The 17149-nt window shown below is 56.7% G+C and carries 15 protein-coding genes and 3 tRNA genes; 9 read left to right on the top strand and 9 right to left on the bottom strand.

The genetic code is table 11. The features are described from left to right. The first annotated feature begins 23 nt into the window (after positions 1 to 23). The gene (locus ACNKU7_RS09110; protein WP_418296658.1) at positions 24 to 992 is read left to right on the top strand and encodes a proline racemase family protein; all 969 of its coding nucleotides are present in this window, start codon (positions 24 to 26) and stop codon (positions 990 to 992) included. 99 nt (positions 993 to 1091) lie between these two features. Here the strand turns inward: ACNKU7_RS09110 and ACNKU7_RS09105 are convergent, their stop codons facing one another. Further along, positions 1092 to 1964, bottom strand: a complete 873-nt coding sequence (locus ACNKU7_RS09105; protein ID WP_418296657.1) for a GntR family transcriptional regulator — start codon at positions 1962 to 1964, stop codon at positions 1092 to 1094. A 101-nt stretch (positions 1965 to 2065) separates the two neighbouring features. Between ACNKU7_RS09105 and ACNKU7_RS09100 the strand changes: the two genes are divergently transcribed. The 8 genes from ACNKU7_RS09100 to ACNKU7_RS09065 all read left to right on the top strand — a co-directional run bounded on the left by ACNKU7_RS09100 (position 2066) and on the right by ACNKU7_RS09065 (position 9218). Beyond that, positions 2066 to 2914, top strand: a complete 849-nt coding sequence (locus ACNKU7_RS09100; RefSeq protein WP_418296656.1) for an acyl-CoA thioesterase — start codon at positions 2066 to 2068, stop codon at positions 2912 to 2914. 144 nt (positions 2915 to 3058) lie between these two features. After that, positions 3059 to 3135, top strand: a tRNA-Pro gene (locus ACNKU7_RS09095). A gap of 290 nt (positions 3136 to 3425) precedes the next feature. Then, the gene (locus ACNKU7_RS09090) at positions 3426 to 4550 is read left to right on the top strand and encodes a proline racemase family protein (RefSeq protein WP_418296655.1); all 1125 of its coding nucleotides are present in this window, start codon (positions 3426 to 3428) and stop codon (positions 4548 to 4550) included. Positions 4551 to 4580: 30 nt separating this feature from the next. Next, on the top strand, positions 4581 to 5567 hold the full coding sequence (gene lhpI, locus ACNKU7_RS09085; RefSeq protein ID WP_418296654.1) for a bifunctional Delta(1)-pyrroline-2-carboxylate/Delta(1)-piperideine-2-carboxylate reductase: 987 nt from the start codon (positions 4581 to 4583) through the stop codon (positions 5565 to 5567). 83 nt (positions 5568 to 5650) lie between these two features. Continuing rightward, positions 5651 to 6919, top strand: a complete 1269-nt coding sequence (locus tag ACNKU7_RS09080; protein ID WP_418296653.1) for a hypothetical protein — start codon at positions 5651 to 5653, stop codon at positions 6917 to 6919. 496 nt (positions 6920 to 7415) lie between these two features. Next, positions 7416 to 7489: transfer RNA gene (locus ACNKU7_RS09075), tRNA-Cys, on the top strand. Between the two features lie 76 nt (positions 7490 to 7565). After that, a tRNA-Leu gene (locus tag ACNKU7_RS09070) sits at positions 7566 to 7652 on the top strand. 207 nt (positions 7653 to 7859) lie between these two features. After that, the gene (locus tag ACNKU7_RS09065) at positions 7860 to 9218 is read left to right on the top strand and encodes a serine hydrolase domain-containing protein (protein ID WP_418296652.1); all 1359 of its coding nucleotides are present in this window, start codon (positions 7860 to 7862) and stop codon (positions 9216 to 9218) included. A gap of 47 nt (positions 9219 to 9265) precedes the next feature. Here the strand turns inward: ACNKU7_RS09065 and ACNKU7_RS09060 are convergent, their stop codons facing one another. The 8 genes from ACNKU7_RS09060 to lpxK all read right to left on the bottom strand — a co-directional run bounded on the left by ACNKU7_RS09060 (position 9266) and on the right by lpxK (position 17124). Next, positions 9266 to 9868, bottom strand: a complete 603-nt coding sequence (locus ACNKU7_RS09060; protein ID WP_418296651.1) for an HNH endonuclease family protein — start codon at positions 9866 to 9868, stop codon at positions 9266 to 9268. Between the two features lie 245 nt (positions 9869 to 10113). Continuing rightward, a complete protein-coding gene (pgsA, locus tag ACNKU7_RS09055; RefSeq protein ID WP_418296650.1) occupies positions 10114 to 10689 on the bottom strand; it encodes a CDP-diacylglycerol--glycerol-3-phosphate 3-phosphatidyltransferase in 576 nt (191 codons plus the stop codon). Positions 10690 to 10835: 146 nt separating this feature from the next. Beyond that, the gene (gene uvrC, locus ACNKU7_RS09050) at positions 10836 to 12650 is read right to left on the bottom strand and encodes an excinuclease ABC subunit UvrC (protein ID WP_418296649.1); all 1815 of its coding nucleotides are present in this window, start codon (positions 12648 to 12650) and stop codon (positions 10836 to 10838) included. A gap of 76 nt (positions 12651 to 12726) precedes the next feature. Further along, positions 12727 to 13374 (bottom strand): response regulator, encoded by a 648-nt coding sequence (locus tag ACNKU7_RS09045; RefSeq protein ID WP_418296648.1) that lies wholly within the window; start codon positions 13372 to 13374, stop codon positions 12727 to 12729. 196 nt (positions 13375 to 13570) lie between these two features. Beyond that, positions 13571 to 14179 (bottom strand): alpha-ketoglutarate-dependent dioxygenase AlkB family protein, encoded by a 609-nt coding sequence (locus tag ACNKU7_RS09040; protein ID WP_418296647.1) that lies wholly within the window; start codon positions 14177 to 14179, stop codon positions 13571 to 13573. A 75-nt stretch (positions 14180 to 14254) separates the two neighbouring features. After that, positions 14255 to 15277 carry a UDP-N-acetylmuramate dehydrogenase gene (gene murB, locus ACNKU7_RS09035; RefSeq protein WP_418296646.1) on the bottom strand — a complete coding sequence of 341 codons (1023 nt, stop codon included), beginning with the start codon at positions 15275 to 15277 and terminating at the stop codon, positions 14255 to 14257. A gap of 30 nt (positions 15278 to 15307) precedes the next feature. Continuing rightward, a complete protein-coding gene (gene kdsB / locus ACNKU7_RS09030) occupies positions 15308 to 16090 on the bottom strand; it encodes a 3-deoxy-manno-octulosonate cytidylyltransferase (protein ID WP_418296645.1) in 783 nt (260 codons plus the stop codon). Then, positions 16087 to 17124: a tetraacyldisaccharide 4'-kinase gene (gene lpxK / locus ACNKU7_RS09025; protein ID WP_418296644.1), complete on the bottom strand. Its 1038-nt coding sequence runs from the start codon at positions 17122 to 17124 to the stop codon at positions 16087 to 16089. The genes kdsB and lpxK overlap by 4 nt, the downstream gene beginning before the upstream one ends. Positions 17125 to 17149 lie beyond the last annotated feature (25 nt).

Below are 17149 nucleotides of genomic sequence, written 5' to 3'. Positions count from 1 at the left end.
TAAAAATAATCTGGAGAATGTTGGTGTCAGTTCAGTCCCATTTCAGTATTGATGTCGTCGATTCCCATACCGGCGGCGAGCCGACGCGAGTGATCATCGCGGGCGGCCCCGATCTTGGCAGCGGCAGTATGGCCGATCGACTACAGCGCTTTCGTACCCAGCACGACCAGTTTCGCTCCGCCGTCATTTGCGAACCCAGGGGATCCGACGTCTGGGTCGGCGCGATGCTGTGCACACCGGTAAACCCGGAAAGTGCAGCCGGGGTACTCTTTTTTAACAATGTGGGTTATCTCGGGATGTGCGGTCACGGCACAATTGGTGTCGCTGTCACGCTTGCCCGCCAGGGGCTGATCGCACCCGGCGCGCACCGGCTTGAGACTCCCGTGGGCGATATCTCGTTTGTGCTGCACAACAACCACCGCGTAAGCCTGGATAATGTTTCCAGTTACCGTTACCGCAAGTCGGTGTGCGTTGAAGTACCGGGTATTGGCTCTGTTACCGGTGATGTCGCCTGGGGCGGAAACTGGTTTTTCCTGATCGGAGATCACGGCCTGCCACTGGAGGCAGATCAGGCCGGACATCTTACGGACTACTGCTGGCGTGTGCGACAGGCGCTGAAGCAGCAGGGTATTTGCGGCGAAGACGGAACCGAAATCGATCACATCGAGCTGTTTGGCCCCCCGTCGGATCCGCGCAAAGCCGACAGCAAAAACTTCGTATTGTGCCCGGGCAAAGCCTACGACCGATCGCCCTGTGGCACCGGCACCAGCGCAAAACTTGCCTGCCTGTATGCCGACGGGCTCCTTGACGAGGGGCAAACCTGGCGGCAGGAAAGCATCATCGGCAGCGTCTTCGAAGGGAAAGTGCGTAAAGACGAAGACGCGCCGGATGGCCGGCCGCGGATCATCCCTACGATCACCGGAAGCGCCTATGTGTGTGCGGAATCCAGATTGATCATGGACCCCGAAGATAGCTTTGCCTATGGCATTTAAACAAAAAGCGGATCGCCTTCGGGCTGATCCGCTTTGATAAGGCCTGTGAATTAGCCTTGATTTTCAGGGTGGTTAATCGCCTTAACCTGCTGACCAGGGTTAAACCGTCTCCTTCGCATTCAGGTATTCGATCATGCGTGATACCGCCTCACGCTGCTCCCGGATATGCGAAGACAAGGCCTTTCTGGCCCCCTTCCAATCCCTTGCCAACAGGCACTCGACGATTTCGCAATGCTCCCGCGCCATTTCGCGCTTCACTTTTTCATCAATGACCGCGTAATTGAACAATGCATTGTAGAAAGGACTGTAACGCTTGAAAAACTCGACGATATACCGGTTACCACAGCGTTCTATCCAGTAATCGTGCAGGTCAAAATCCAGTTCCGATTTGGCGGCACCCTTCCCCGGCTTATTCGCTTTCAGCAGCTGATTCAGCTCGTCATCGGTGAACTGGCCCCGAGCGAGCTCCAGGGCTTTGAGCTCAAGCATCTCACGGATATCCAGGTAGTCGTGCATATCCTGCTCACTGAACGGCCGGACGCGCCAGCCACAACGTGGCACATGTTCAATCAGCCCCGCACCCGCCAACCGCGAAAAGATCTGCCGCACCACCGTGCGCCCCGCGCCATACTGTTCTGCGGTGGCCTGCTCCCGCAGATACTCCGAGTCCTGGTTGAGGCTGCGCGCAATTACCTCCTCGCGAATCTCATCGTAGAGCCTGCTCTCGGTGGCATCGGGTTTGGGCGACTCCAGGACTACGCCTTCCAACGCTTCCGGCACCGCTTCCAGACGGCCATTGTCCTTCCGGCGAATCACGCCTTCCTCAACCAGCTCATCGATCGCGTGGCGCACCGGGGTCAAACTGACCTTATAGTGTTCCGACATCGCCCCCAGCGTAAGCCGGTAAGGAAGACGGCCTTGTGCCTGGAGAACGGCTTTGACATCAGACTTGATGAATTCAGTAATGGTCATTGGGCCAACACTTGCTATTATTTTCCGCTTCCCGGGGGGCTATCGCGTAGCACCGCGGGTATTGAATGTAAAAACTTTACAGAAGATAGGCAGTATCGCCCATGTTGGAAAAGCTGAGCAAGCTGCTCGATGTCGAGCAGCTGGACACCAATCTCTTTCGCAGCCGTCAGCACGTGGAAAATCACCGCAAGGTGCTGTTTGGCGGGCAGGTGCTCGGACAAGCGCTGATGGCGGCCACCCGCACCGTCGAAGGGCGCCTCCCCCACTCTTTACATGCCTACTTCCTGCGCCCGGGAAGCAGTGAAAAGCCGGTCATCTACGATGTTGACCCAATCCGCGACGGCGGCAGCTTTACCACCCGGCGCGTAGTCGCCCGCCAGAATGGCAAGGCCATCTTTAATATGTCCGCGTCTTTCCAGATTGACGAGCCGGGTTTTGACCACCAGGACTCCATGCCGACCGAAGGCGTCATACCTCCGGAGGGGTTAAAAAATACCCAGCAGCTGGCTGAAGAGATGGGCATGGCGACAGCCGCAGACGACCAGCGCCGATTTATGGTCGACTTCCGCCCGGTGGACCCAAAAAGCTATTTTGACCGGGCTGCCCGTGAGCCCCGCTGCATGTTCTGGTTCAAAGTCGACGACAGCCTGTCCGATGACCCGGTCGAGCACCGCAGCGCACTTTGCTACGCTTCAGATATGGCGTTGCTCGGCACCAGCCTGCAGCCCCACCCGATATCCCTTTACGATCGCAACCTGATGCCGGCGAGCCTTGATCACGCCATGTGGTTCCACCGCAAGTTCCGCGCTGATGAATGGCTGCTCTATGTGACCGACAGTCCGTCCGCCAGCGGCGCGCGCGGCTACTGCCGCGGCCAGATTTTCACCCGCGATGGGATACTGGTAGCCTCCACTACTCAGGAAGGTTTGATCAGGCAGATCAAGGGCTGACGGGGCCCGGAATAAAATTTTCCACCCCAACACTAAATTTAATGAAATCAGTGGTTTACAGATGCGCGGCGGCTGCTATAATGCCGCCCACTTCTTCAGGAAGAGGAAGAAAATCTCGATCTCAAGCTGAGACGAGATCAAAATCGGTGAGTAGCGCAGCCTGGTAGCGCACTTCGTTCGGGACGAAGGGGTCGGAGGTTCGAATCCTCTCTCACCGACCAAAATTTAGAAAAACCCGCCAATAGGCGGGTTTTTTTATGTCTTTTTTTCGCGTAGCCCTGCTTATTTAGGATGCCCTACGCAGACTTTTTTCCGTACACACCAACTCCCGGGACACAGCCGGGGACACACCTGCCAAACAGTCTCAAGAAAGCCCCATCCCGCCCCGGCTTTCAGTGTTCCAACTCTCCCCTCACATGCCCCCTACCCAACGCCCCGCCCAAGCATGAACAACGTGCATATAAATAATTGATGCTCGCACCCAATATTGCTATTGTCGCCAATAACAATATTGGGTGCTGATATGGCTCGAGAAACTGCATTTCAAAGAATTCAAAACCATTACCTACACCAGCCCAGCCTGCCAACGACAGCGGAATGGCCGATGGTTGACACCATCGACATGCACACCGCAGGCGAACCCCTTCGGGTAATCCTTGCCGGATTCCCTGCATTACCAGGAAACGACGTCCTCTCCCGCAGGAGGTCAGCGCGGGAACAATACGATGACTTACGCAAAGCGCTAATGTGGGAGCCCCGCGGGCACCGGGATATGTACGGCGCGATACTGGTTCCACCCAACGATGATGACGCGGACTTCGGAGCCATTTTCATTCACAACGAGGGCTATAGCACCATGTGCGGGCATGCGGTAATTGCACTGGCAAAGCTCGCGGTGGAGATGGGCTGGGTCGAACCCTGTGTAGACGCTGAAACGCCCGTCGTCATTGATGCACCTTGCGGGCGGATTCAGGCCTTCGCCAGGACTGATGCCCATGGCTGCGTACTTTCTACACGCTTCCTCTGCGTCCCCTCCTTCGTACTAGCCCGCGATCAATCCGTTTGCCTGCCCGACCTTGGCACTATCCGCTACGACATTGCTTACGGTGGTGCCTTTTACGCTTATGTAGATGCGCACCAGCTGCCCTTCTCCCTGGCACCGGAAAATCTAGAAGAAATAATTCGCGTGGGCCGCGCCATAAAAGCAGCAGTGAATCAGCAGGGGCCCTCGATTGAGCACCCCGCTGAGCCTGACCTGAGCTTTCTTTATGGCACCATTTTTATGGACATGAGCCAGCTCCCGGAATCGACATCTGAACCAGCGAGCGATAACCGGATACTCAGTGGCAATGTTTGCGTATTTGCGGATGGAGAATTGGACCGGTCACCAACCGGTTCCGGAGTTTCCGGTCGACTGGCACTGCACCATGCGCAAGGCCGGCTCACGAAAAACCAGACACTTCACGTAAAGAGCATAACCGGAGGCGTTTTTACCGGAAAAATTTCCGAAGCCCTCGATTATTGCGGTCACGCAGCGGTAATTCCAGAGATCAGTGGCACCGCCCACATCACAGGGCAACACCGTTTTTATATCGACCCAGCCGACCCATTAAAAGACGGCTTTCTGCTCGGCTAAATCCTATCCACCAACAGACACATTAGTAACATGCAATATATTGACGCCGATGCCGTACAGCAGGCACTAAAATATCCGGAACTGATCGATGCATTGAGAGAGGCATTCCGCGCTCAAAATGTGACAGTGCCACCGCGCCACCATCATCACTATCGTTACTCGGCCAACCATGAAAACGAAAATACCCTGCTGCTAATGCCCGCGTGGCAGGCCGATGGATTCCTCGGAATAAAAACCGTTGTGGTTGCGCCGGACAATCGCGAGCAACCATCGATTCAAGGGCAATATACGCTTATCGACGCTGCCACAGGCGCACCGAAAGTGGTCATGGACGCAGCGAGTATTACCGCGCGACGCACTGCCGCAGCTTCAGCGCTGGCCGCGGACTATCTGGCCCCCATCAATGCCAGCACCCTGCTGATGGTCGGCACGGGAACCCTGGCCCCGGAACTGATACGCGCTCACGCCTGCGTCCGACCAATCAAGGAGGTGTTGATTTGGGGCAGAGACCCTGACAAAGCGCAGGCGGTTGCAAGGTCCCTTATCGGCGAACCTTTCAACGTCAACATTTGCAATGACATACAGTCCGGCATGCAGAGGGCGGATATTGTCAGCTGCGCCACCATGAGTAAAACGCCGCTGCTGTTCGGTAAATGGTTGCGCGAGGAGCAACATATCGACCTGGTGGGCGCCTACCGCCCCGATATGCGCGAAGCCGATGACCTCCTGGTCAAGCGGGTCGCGCTCTATGCCGACGTGTTGCCTCACGCCCTTTCCGAAACCGGGGATCTCGCCATCCCTATCGCGGAGGGCATTATCGACCCGCAGTCCATCCTCGGCGACCTGCCCAAGCTCTGCCAGGCAAAGGCGCCACTACCAAGATCGGGCGTCACCTGCTTCAAATCGGTCGGCCAAGCCCTGGAAGACCTGGTTGCCGCGCAACTTACCTACAAGCGAATCGCAGGAAGCAGTAAAACCGATCACAAAACGGGCATTTTCCACACTGAAACACTTTGAGCTTTCTAGCCTGGCACTGTTAACCTTCTCTGCGGTCATACCATGTAACGGCCCCCGTAGGTAACCAGAGCCAGATAGTATTCATGCTCCAAAGTACGTTTTTCATTTCGACCGGCCGGGCCGCTATTGCTGCGGCCCTTCTACTCATTGGCACCGCGCTTGCGATTAGCAGTGCCTCTGCAGCCGAACGCCAGTACTACGATATTCTGTACAAAACACAGCTGGACCCGGAAAGCGGTCTGGCGGATGTGGAAATTTCCTTGTCTGGCGCTCAGTTACCAACCCAGCTGACATTACACCTGGATCCCGACCGGCATAAAAACCTGGATGGAGACTCCCTCACAATTGAAGGTGAGAATGCAGTCTGGACCCCCAAGGGCAAACAGGATTCCATCCATTACCAGTTTGTGATCGACGCGAAAAAGTCGTCGGGCAGTTACGACTCCCGCATCATCAACAAGTGGGCGATTCTACGCAGTGACAAACTGATCCCCCCCATCTCCGCGCGTGCACCGCAAGAGCTTCAGTCCCGTGCCACCCTGGAGGTGGTGACGCCGAAAAAATGGAATACCCTCGCCCCTTACGTCAAAGATGAACAGGGCATTTTCCAACTTAAAGATCCCGGGCGCCGCTTTATCCGCCCCAAAGGCTGGCTGATCTCGGGACGGATCGGCAGCCGGCAGGACATTATCGACGGTACCGATACCGTAATTGCTGCTCCCCTTGGTAAGAATATTCGGCGCCAGGACACGCTCGCGTTCCTGAGCTGGACACTTCCGGAGCTGAAAAAAGTCTTCCCGCAATTCCCCGAGAAATTACTGATCGTCATGGCCGGTGACCCCATGTGGCGCGGGGGACTTTCCGGCACGCGCTCCTTGTTTATCCACTCCGACCGCCCGCTGATTTCGGGCAACCGCACCAGCAGCCTCCTGCATGAGCTGGTCCACGTTGGGACCGGGATTCGTGGCGACCACGAAAGCGATTGGATCGTCGAAGGCATCGCCGAATACTATTCACTGCAGACGCTGCGCCGCACCAAAGGCATCAGTGAACGTCGATACCAGCAGACCCTTGAAGCGCTCAAGACGTGGGGCGAGGAATCGCCCAACCTGTTGGTCAAGCGCTCATCCGGGCCAATCACTGCACGTGCGGTATGGGTACTGCACTGCGTCGACACCGCTATTCAGGAGGCCAGTGACGGCAAGCAGAGCCTGGATAATGTGGTGACATCGCTGGCCGCAGATCGCGGCAAGGTCACATTGAAGAAATTCCGCACACTGGTGAACAAGGCCGCCGGCGAGGAAATCACCTTGCTCGACCGCGAATTTCTTGAAGGCAAAAAAAAGCCCTGACGACGGGGGGGGAGAGCGTCAGGGCCAAGACCATTAGGAGTGAAACTTGGAGGATTTCATCCTTACAACACACATGGACACCCGTATGGAGGAAGGTGCCCGGGCCGGCACTACTAAACACGACTTGGGGGAGATGTGTGCTAGCCAGCTACACTCAGTATTGTCGACGGCCCCGGATTTGCCAGCGCACTGGGCGAATAACTTAGATCAATTGGGAATAGATCCCCCTCCCCCAATTTGGAAAGTTAATTAAGCCCGCAACAGCCATTCATCCGAATTCTGCCTGTCGCTTTCTATTTCGCGGCAGGCCACATTTCAGTCAGGAAAAAAAAGATAAACCCCACGGTCAATTACCCCTTGACTATTAGAGCCCAATCCCTAGAATAGCGCCCTCTCAACGCACCACATGGCGCGTAAGTATCAGAAAACGCTAGGATTTTTGGCAAGAGTCAGATAGAATCAGCAGCGTTTTTTACGCCTCAGGGCGAACACCTATGGCTAGGTGGCAGAGTGGTCATGCAGCGGACTGCAACTCCGTGTACGCCGGTTCGATTCCGACCCTAGCCTCCATTTTCTCTGATCAATCACCTAGTGATTGGTTGGCAGCACCAGCTCCAGTGAACGATTCACTGTGTGTGGACCATCTGCCCGGATGGTGGAATTGGTAGACACAGGAGACTTAAAATCTCCCGACCTTTTGGTCGTGCCGGTTCAAGTCCGGCTCTGGGCACCACGTTTCCCGATGCACTGTAAATTACCCAGCACATGGGTGCCGGCACCCGATTGCACCTTGCGCGCGCCCTCCCCTACTGACCTCTAACGAATACTCCCGGCAGGGATCTTCCGCCAAGCAAAATCACGCTGAAGCCCATCGTATTTTCGTTCCACCTCGCCGCCTGTCCTATGCTCTTTCTAGATTTTCGCAGGGCCACTTAATTGGATGGACAGCATTTTTATTGGATTCCTGGTGCTCGGAATTCTTTCCTGGCTACTTTCCAAATTTTACCGATGGCTTGGCAGGCAGCTCAGGCGGGCACACGATACGCTGGAAGTGCTTACCGGCTTATCGGCAAAGCTTGCCTGCTCGGCAAGGCATATTTCTGGATTTGATCGCAGCAGGATACTGCACGACCTAAAGGGCTACTCATGGGCCTTTCGCTTTGTCGACCTCAAGTTCGAAAACAGCCAAGTTATCGCGCGCATTGGCAGAATTCGGCAGTCGCGAGCCACTTATCACAAAGGGCTAGGCTGCACACTGGGCAGCACCCTCCTATACGATCCTTCGCGTATTCGAGTCCCCACGATCACACCTGATCACCATACCTGGCCACAGGAAGGGAACAGCGGACACTCTTCCCTGAAAGCCGAAGCACTCCTCGATCAAATACTCAAAGAAGATCTGGAGAACCAACTGGAAACTCGTGCACTGATCGCGATCCAGAATGGGGAGCTGGTTGCGGAATCCTATGCGCCCTTAATTTCCAGGGAAACGAAGCTGCTGGGCTGGTCGATGGCGAAGAGCCTGACTGCTTTACTAGTGGGACGCATGGAAACACTTGGCCTTGCGGACATTCACGCGCAAAACCTGTTTGCCGAATGGCACGGCGATGGTAAATCGCGCATAACCCTCCAACAATTACTGCAGATGTGCCCCGGCCTGGCATTTGATGAAAATTACGCGCCCGGAAGCGACGTAACCCGCATGCTGTTCACCACGCCCGGCACGGCCGACTACGCCCTGCGGAGCAAGCTCCAACATCCGCCCGGAAGCCACTTCCACTATTCATCCGGCACCACCAATTTGCTGGCACTGTGGATGCACCGGAAACTGGGGGGCACGCAGGCGTGTATTGATTTTCTGTTTCGGGAGTTTCTGGAGCCACTGCAGATGGCCAACACGCTGCTGGAAACCGACGCCTGCGGCGTATTTACCGGAAGCTCCTACGCCTACGCATCGGCTCGAGACTGGGCAAGGCTCGGCCAACTCATCCTGGACAACGGCTGCATCGGCAGCCAGGCGCTAATCAGCCCTGACTGGATTCACAGAGCAACAAGCCCAAATACGAGCGCCAATGATCCACGCTACGGGTACCAACTATGGCTGAACTCCGCCCCGGGTACACCGCCGCGCTACCAAACACTGCCAGCGGATGCCTGCTTCATGCTCGGCAACCGCGAACAAAAGCTCATGGTCTGCCCCAGCCACAGAGCAGTTGTGGTACGCCTGGGCTGGACGAGCGGTGATTATCCGATGGAGCGCCAGTTTGCACGCATCCTGAGCTGCCTCGGCAATCCCTAGCGGCATCACCACTGAATCCACCCCAAGCCCCGCCCCAGGATCCAAGGTCAGCCCTGATGAGCGTCCAGCATCGCGAGAAACAGGCGCTGCTCGACTTCCGTTGCCTGCAGCCCATATTTCTCGACGACCGCCATAAAGCGCTGCAGATAGAATTTTTTTACCGGACCGTAAGGTGGCATCCACTCATTCGGACCCAGGTGCCCCTTGCTCTGGTTACGGCCATCATCGACCAGCCACAGGTTGTCGGGGTCTTCAGCAAACTGGCGCTTCAGCTCCCGGCTCCAGTTTGCCCCGCCATGATCATGGGCCCATTTGAGCGGGACTATGTGCTCTACATCCAGATCCGATGCCAGCTCGAAAAAGCTACCCGTGTAAGGATCCATCCACAGACCGCTCACAACCTTGCACTCCCGGCCATCGCTGAATGTCACCGGTGCGAGTGAGAAGCGAATCAACAGCTCATGCCGCGTATCCTGGCAATCACTGTCTCGGTCAGACCATCTCGGCAGCCATTCCGCGCGCTTATATCCACCGCCCTGCGCGGACGCTTCAGCAACAGCGATACCAGCGAGCGCTGCCAGCAAAACCATCGCGGAACCAAAGCGAGAGAATGACCAATCCGATTGAATGAATTTATTGCGCTGCAACACAACCCCCTTCCCTTATTAGATCAACCCAAATGGGACGATCGTACATTAGAGGGGTTGGCGCGAATATCCTTGATGTGAGATCTGTGAAGCCTGTTGCAACACGGCGATACGCAGCGGAGGCTATGGGAAGCTATGACGGTGCGGGGCTGGATTCAAGCCCCCAAAAAAAGCGAAAACGCCCGACTTACAAAGCCGGGCGTTTGAAATTTCAGCTGGTCGATAGCGCGCAGCTGTCAGCGTATTGGCTACGAATCCTTTTCGCTCGGGGCGGTTTCGCCAGCCAATGCTGGCCAGGCGGCTTTCAGGTAAATGATCATGGTCCAGAGTGTCAGAGCGGCGGCGACATAGAGCAAGATATAGCCAATGGTTTCCATCACCGGAAACTCTCGCACATCAAACGCCAGCAGGACGATGATTGCAGCCATCTGGGCCGTCGTTTTCACCTTGCCGATGTAGTTCACCGCAACGCTGCTGCGCAGGCCGAGTTCGGCCATCCATTCCCGCAGCGCGGATACCGCAATTTCACGGCCAATAATTACCGCAGCAGCAATCGTGAAGAAAATGTAGTTGTGGAGATCAACCAGCAGCACCAGGGCGGTCGCCACCATCAGTTTGTCGGCCACCGGATCCAGGAAAGCGCCGAACGGCGTGCTCTGGTTATACTTGCGCGCAATGTAGCCATCCAGCCAATCAGTTGCCGCAGCAACAGAAAATATCAGCGCGGAAGCAAAGTAGCTCCACTTGTACGGAAGGTAAAATACCAGCACCAAAACCGGAATCAGAGCTACACGCAGCAGGGTAAGTTGATTGGCAAGGGTCATGCTGGTCCTTATATCGCTGAACACACTTCGTCGGCAGTGCGTAACTTAGCAAGCCCTGCCCTAAAAATAAACGTCATCATGGTTTCCCGGAGCCAATTGAATACTCGATCGCTGTAGCGGGAACCTTTATCACCCGGCAGTAAACACTACTCATGATGCAGAGCGGAGTATATATCCTGGGCAAGTTTTCGGCTCACGCCTTCCACGCTGGCAATTTCATTGGCCGTAGCCCGGCGCAGCTCCTGCAACCCGCCAAAGTGATGCAGCAAGGCTCGACGGCGGGCGGGGCCCACCCCCGGAATCCCTTCGAGCGGCGACTCACGGCGCTTCTTGTCGCGCCGCTGTCGATGGCCGGTAATCGCAAAGCGGTGAGCTTCATCCCTGACCTGCTGCATCAGGTGCAGCGCTGGCGAATCCGCATTCAATACCATCTCGCGGTTTTCCGCCACTACATGCAAAGTTTCGAAGCCAGCCTTGCGCGTTGTCCCCTTGGCGACACCGATGATCTGCACCCCGGACACACCAAGCTCATTTAATACATCGACCGCCTGCGCCACCTGCCCTTTACCACCGTCAATCAGGAGGATATTGGGGAACCGCCCCTCCCCGCTGGATAGACGCGTGTAACGGCGCTTGAGCGCCTGGCCCATGGCCGCATAATCGTCGCCGGCCGCGACGCCTTCAATATTGAACCGCCGGTAGTCTGACTTCACCGGCCCACCGGTATCGAAGACAACGCAGGAGGCAACCGTCGCCTCGCCACTGGAATGACTGATATCGAAACATTCGAGCCGCTCAGGCAGCTCCTCCAACCGCAACACTTCCTGCAGGTTTTCGAAGCGGCTTTGCAGCTTTTGCTGGGATGCGGTCCGGCTTTGCAGGTTTTGCATGGCGGCCTGCTGGGACATCTCCACCCAGGTCGCCCGGTTGCCACGGAGCTTGTGGGAAATTGCGATTTCGCGACCCGCGTGCGCACTCAACGCCTGCTGGATGACATCGCTGTCTTCAAGCAACTCCGACACCAGGATTTCCCGCGGCATCTCGCGCTGCGCGCCGAGATAAAACTGCGGTATGAATGCCGACAGCAGCTCATTAGCGCTCAACCCCAGCTTCTCGCTGGGGAAATAACTCCGGCTACCAAGAATTCGCCCCTGGCGGATAAACAGGATATGCACACAACAGAGGCCGCCCTCGGTGGCCACACCGAGCACATCGACATCCCCTGCCCCGCTCTCTGCAACCTGGTCCGCCTGTAACCGTCGCAACGCCGCAATCTGATCCCTCAGACGCGCGGCTTTTTCAAACTCCAGCGCACAAGACGCCGCCTCCATCTCTTCGGCCAGCTCGCGCATGATGGTGTCACTTTTACCGCGCAGGAACATCTGTGCATGGCGTACGTCAGCACCGTACTCCTCCTGACTGATATAGTCGACGCACGGTGCCGTGCAGCGCTCGATCTGGTATTGCAGGCAGGGCCGCGAGCGGTTGGCAAATACACTGTCTTCGCAGGAGCGGATGCGAAAGGTTTTCTGCAGGAAGTTCAGGCTATCGCGCACCGAAGACGCATTGGGAAATGGCCCGAAATAGTCACCTTTCTTGCGCTTTGACCCGCGGTGAAAAGCGATTCGGGGAAATGCGTCACTGGTGGACAGAAAGATATACGGATACCCCTTATCGTCTTTGAGCATGACGTTATAGGGTGGCCGCTGGGACTTGATCAGGCTTTGCTCAAGCACCAGCGCTTCCGTCTCACTGCGGGTAACCGTGACTTCGATATTCGCTATTTTCTCCACCAGCGCCATGGTTTTCGTGGTGAGCCCTGTGGCGCGAAAATAGCTTGCCAGTCGATTGCGCAGATTCTTTGCCTTACCGACATACAGCACGCCACCGCTGGCATCGAACATCTGGTAGACGCCCGGTTTTCGGGTGACGGTGGGAAGGAAACGTTTACTGTCAAACATCGGCTGCAGCTTCAAAAAAACAGGGGCCGCATGCGGCCCCTGTCTTCGTAATCTCATTCATGGGCGAACCCATATTCTACAACGCCTCCTCCGGATCGAGTACGTTGTGCTTTACCGCCAGCAAGGTGAGCTCCACGTCAGAGTGAATATGCAGCTTGTCAAAAATGCGGTATCGGTAGGTATTGACTGTTTTCGGGCTGACCGACAATGTCTCGGCAATTTCAGATACCTTGCTGCCATTCACGATCATGACCGCGGTCTGCAACTCGCGCTCGGAGAGCTCACCAAAGGGTGAACTGTTGCCCCCGCGAGTCTTGTTCCAAACCAGCTTGCCAGCAATCGAACTGCTGATATAGGTATCACCCGCCATGACAGCGCGGATGGCCCGCACCATTTCCTCCAGGTCTGCGCCCTTGGTGACATAACCTTTGGCACCGGCTTCGATCAGGCGGGTCGGGAAAAGCTCATCGTCCAGTGCGCTGACGGCAATCACTCGGGCATCGGGAAAGCGGCTTAGCACCTTGCGAGTGGCTTCCATTCCCCCCATCCCGGGCATTCTGACATCCATCAGAATCACGTCGAGCTCTGATTCACGCACAAAAGCAATGGCTTCCTCGCCGCTTTTGGCCTCGCCCACCACTTCGATATCGGCAACGTCACCCAGCATGCGCGATATTCCCATGCGCACCAAATCGTGATCGTCTACCACTAAGACTTTTATCAAATTAGCCCCAACTACGGATTCTCAGTCAGATCGCGCAAGATTTTCCTACAAGTTAGCACCCGCGCGAAACTGTGTTTCTTGTTTTTTTGCCCAACGGGAATTTCCCGCAAGTATCCATCCACAGAGCCTGATGAAAACATACCAGACAAAACAAGCGCTGCAAAGCGCGCTGACTACAAGGCTTAAAAGTGAAAAGTTATATCGAAGCTTGGCTTTCCAAACCAATATAACGGAAAGTAAGACTGACCCGGTCGATCATTCTGGCCTGGCTCTTCGCAACCTGATGCAACCAGTGCTGCTGCACTTCCCCTGAAGTCAGCAAAAGCGAACCATGTCGCAAAAGAACTCCCAGGGAGGCACCTTCACCTTTCGGCTTAAATCGAAGCTTTCTCGCTTGCCCGAGGCTGATGGTTGCAATAACGGGCAATTGCCCGAGCTCCGGCTCATCATCCGCGTGCCACCCCATACTATCCCTCCCGGTCCGATAGTGGTTGGCGAGCAGCGAATTAAATGACAGCCCGATACAGGCAAGGCGGGCACGGATTTCTGACAGCTCTGGTATCCAGGGCTCCGCCGTCTGCACTAGCCCGGACCAGCGGTAGTGAACACCGGCATCCCCCACGAAAGCGTGCCGGCGCGGAATCTGATGCGCGCGCCCGAACATCTTCAGGGTTGGACTGGTCCAGTGTAAGTTGTCGACACAGGCCGCCAGAACGACGCTCGCGTGATTGGAGTCGAGCCAGGCCGGCACATAGACTGCCCGCCCAGGGAATAGCGGAATATCCTCGGCATCAGGCAGTGCCAACAATTGCTCCGCCGCGGCAGCAAAGTCGAGTGGCAGTTTATCCTCAGGCGCGCTCAAACTAGCCCCCGGCGCGCCCTATACACCTGGGTAAAAACGGGGCTCAGGCTCGAGATCCACACCAAACTTCGCTTTGACATCGGCGGCAATTTCCATGGCGAGAGCGACAACCTTGCTGCCGCAGCAGTGGCCGGGGTTAATCAACACCAGCGCCTGCTGACTGTGGACGCCAACCCCTTCTCGCTCGAAACCGCGCCATCCAGCCTGGTCGATCAACCAGCCGGCAGCCAGTTTCCAGCCCTCGCCAGCGGCGAACGCCACCAGCTGCGGGTGCTGCTGACGCAGCTGAGTGTACTGTGCGTCATCGACAACCGGGTTTTTAAAGAAGCTGCCCGCATTCGGAATCTGCACAGGGTTTGGCAACTTGGAGTTGCGAATGGCAATGACTGCGGCGGCGACATCCTGCGGCTTGAGGGTATCCTCAGCCACAGAGTTCGCAGCAAAATATTGCTGCAGTGCGGGATAGGACACCTGCGGCGCCCACTGGTGTGGCAAGCGCAGGCGCACCTCGCAGATCAGGTAACGATCGCGCGCATCCTGCTTGAAAATACTGTCGCGATAACCAAACCTGCACTCTTCTGCCGAAAATTCAACGAGTGCGCCGCTCTCGATTTCCATCGCAGTCAGGCTGTGAAAACTGTCTTTGAGCTCGACGCCATAAGCACCAATGTTCTGAATCGGGGATGCGCCTATATTTCCGGGGATCAGGGCAAGGTTTTCCAGCCCGCCGAGCCCTTCGGCAACGGTATGCATCACCAGCTGGTGCCAGTTTTCACCGGCGGCCGCGGTAATCTGCGTCTGGTTCCCCAGGTCTTCGAGCTTTAACCCCTTGAGGGCGACGTGCAGTGCCAGGCCCGGAAAGTCCCCGGTGAGCACAATATTACTGCCGCCGCCCAGGGGCAGTATGGGCAGCTGCTTCTCGCGCGCAAAATCCAGCGCAACCCGCAGCTCTTCGAGACTGGTCGCCTCGGCAAAATAGTCCGCGCGCGCGGCGATTGTCATTGTATTGAAAGGCTGGAGATCAATATCGCTTCGAATCATGTGCTACCGCTGTATGCCCCATCGCCAGTGTCAAACGAACAGATCGCGCATACGCTGGAGATCCTCGGCCGTATCCACTCCACCGGGCACCTCTTCCATGGCGTCGGCAACATGAATGGCCTGTCCGTGATAAAGAAAACGCAACTGCTCCAACGCCTCAAACTGCTCGAGCGGTGCCATTGGCCAGCTGACAAACAAGTTCAGTTGCGCCGCCCGGTAAGCATAGATGCCGATATGACGGCGCGGATTCAACCCCTCAGGCAGCGCATCCCTTGAGTTTGCAAAAGCGTCTCGCGGCCATGGAATCGGCGCCCTGGAAAAATAACGCGCCAGGCCACTCTCCTCGGCCACCACCTTAACGATATTCGGATTCAGGAAATCTTCGATGCGGGTTATCGGCTCCGCCAGAGTCGCTACGCCAGCTGCAGTATTTTCGGCCAGGTTTCGCGCAACCTGATCAATGACTGCAGGCGGGATCAGCGGCTCGTCTCCCTGAACATTCACCAGAATCCGATCCTGCGCCAATCCCAGATTGCTTGCCACTTCCTGCAGGCGATCGGTTCCCGAGGCGTGATCGGCGGAGGTCATGCAAATCTCACCGCCAAAGCCCTGCACCACTTCGGCAACACGCATATCGTCCGTGGCGACAACAACGCGCTCAGCGGCACTCTGGACGGCGCGCTCGTGCACGCGCTGCACCATCGGCTTGCCTGCGATATCAGCAAGAGGCTTACCAGGAAGGCGGCTCGATGCAAAGCGGGCCGGTATGATCACATCAAATGAAACAGGGGCAAGTTTGTCCGAAGCGCTCATGCGGGTTTAAAGCCCTCGATATGCTGGTGAATTCGCTGATAGAAGAGATCCGGCAACACTGCATGGACTTCAATGGCCCACCAGTGGCTCTGCCAGAAATCACGGCACTTTACTGCGTCTTTCATCGTCATGATGACCGGGGTTATACCGTCGAGCTGCAGCTCGCTCTGGCTGAACTGATGATGATCCGGAAAGGCCATTTCCATCACCGTATAGCCGAGGGCTCGCAGAGCATCGAAAAAACGCCGGGGATTACCGATCGCTGCCACACCGTGACAGGGCCCCAGATCGGGCCCGGACTCCAGTTTGAGCGTTGAGGTCTGATCCAGGTTGAACTGATGCCAGCGCGACGGTTGCAGCTGCATGGTGTAATCCAGGTGCTCCTCACATTGCGAGAGCACACGCTGAGAAGGTGGGCCATTTACCACCACCATATCCACACTTGCGAGCCGCTCAGTGGATTCCCGCAACGGCCCGCGTGGCAGCAAATGCTGATTGCCAAGCCCGCGGGATCCGTCGATCACACAGATCTCAAGGCTGCGCCAAAGGTCGTAATGCTGCAGGCCATCGTCAGACAGGATCACGTCACACCCGTGCTGTTCGATCAGCGCCTCGGCAGCCTGCGCACGCTTGGGCGACACCATGACCGGCAGCCCGGTCATCAGGTGCAGCATCAAGGGCTCATCCCCGGATTCCAGCGGGTGCGACTGCGCCGTAACGTTATAGGGGTAATGCTGGGCACGGCCACCGTATCCCCGGCTGATAATGCCCGGCTTTTTACCGCGCTCCTGCAACCAGCGCCCCAGCTCGGCGACGAGGGGCGTTTTACCCACCCCGCCCACGGTGATATTGCCGACCACAATGACCGGCACAGGCAGCGGAGCAGGCTTGCTGCGCAGTTTGCGCAGCCGCGAAGCCTGGCGAAAAGCCACTTCCAGCGGCGCAAGCAGCGGCAAGTACATGCGGCCAACGCCGCTGTCTCCACCTTCGCTCACCGGATACCAGCGTTTGTTAAACCAGTCTTCCAGAGACATTCTGCCCTACTCGCTCCCTCGTCCG

The sequence above is a fragment of the Microbulbifer weihaiensis genome, assembly GCF_048323715.1.
In the GTDB taxonomy this organism is placed as follows: domain Bacteria; phylum Pseudomonadota; class Gammaproteobacteria; order Pseudomonadales; family Cellvibrionaceae; genus Microbulbifer.
Note: the sequence above shows the minus strand (reverse complement) of the source record. Positions and strands in the feature narration are given on the sequence as shown.

What these genes read in the sequence shown, in the direction of transcription:
- ACNKU7_RS09065 (WP_418296652.1), top strand. Translation starts at nt 7,860, where the DNA reads ATGGACAGCATTTTTATTGGATTCCTGGTGCTCGGAATTCTTTCCTGG.
- lhpI (WP_418296654.1), top strand. Translation starts at nt 4,581, where the DNA reads ATGCAATATATTGACGCCGATGCCGTACAGCAGGCACTAAAATATCCG.
- pgsA (WP_418296650.1), bottom strand. Translation starts at nt 10,689, where the DNA reads ATGACCCTTGCCAATCAACTTACCCTGCTGCGTGTAGCTCTGATTCCG.
- murB (WP_418296646.1), bottom strand. Translation starts at nt 15,277, where the DNA reads ATGATTCGAAGCGATATTGATCTCCAGCCTTTCAATACAATGACAATC.
- ACNKU7_RS09080 (WP_418296653.1), top strand. Translation starts at nt 5,651, where the DNA reads ATGCTCCAAAGTACGTTTTTCATTTCGACCGGCCGGGCCGCTATTGCT.
- ACNKU7_RS09100 (WP_418296656.1), top strand. Translation starts at nt 2,066, where the DNA reads ATGTTGGAAAAGCTGAGCAAGCTGCTCGATGTCGAGCAGCTGGACACC.
- uvrC (WP_418296649.1), bottom strand. Translation starts at nt 12,650, where the DNA reads ATGTTTGACAGTAAACGTTTCCTTCCCACCGTCACCCGAAAACCGGGC.
- lpxK (WP_418296644.1), bottom strand. Translation starts at nt 17,124, where the DNA reads ATGTCTCTGGAAGACTGGTTTAACAAACGCTGGTATCCGGTGAGCGAA.
- ACNKU7_RS09105 (WP_418296657.1), bottom strand. Translation starts at nt 1,964, where the DNA reads ATGACCATTACTGAATTCATCAAGTCTGATGTCAAAGCCGTTCTCCAG.
- kdsB (WP_418296645.1), bottom strand. Translation starts at nt 16,090, where the DNA reads ATGAGCGCTTCGGACAAACTTGCCCCTGTTTCATTTGATGTGATCATA.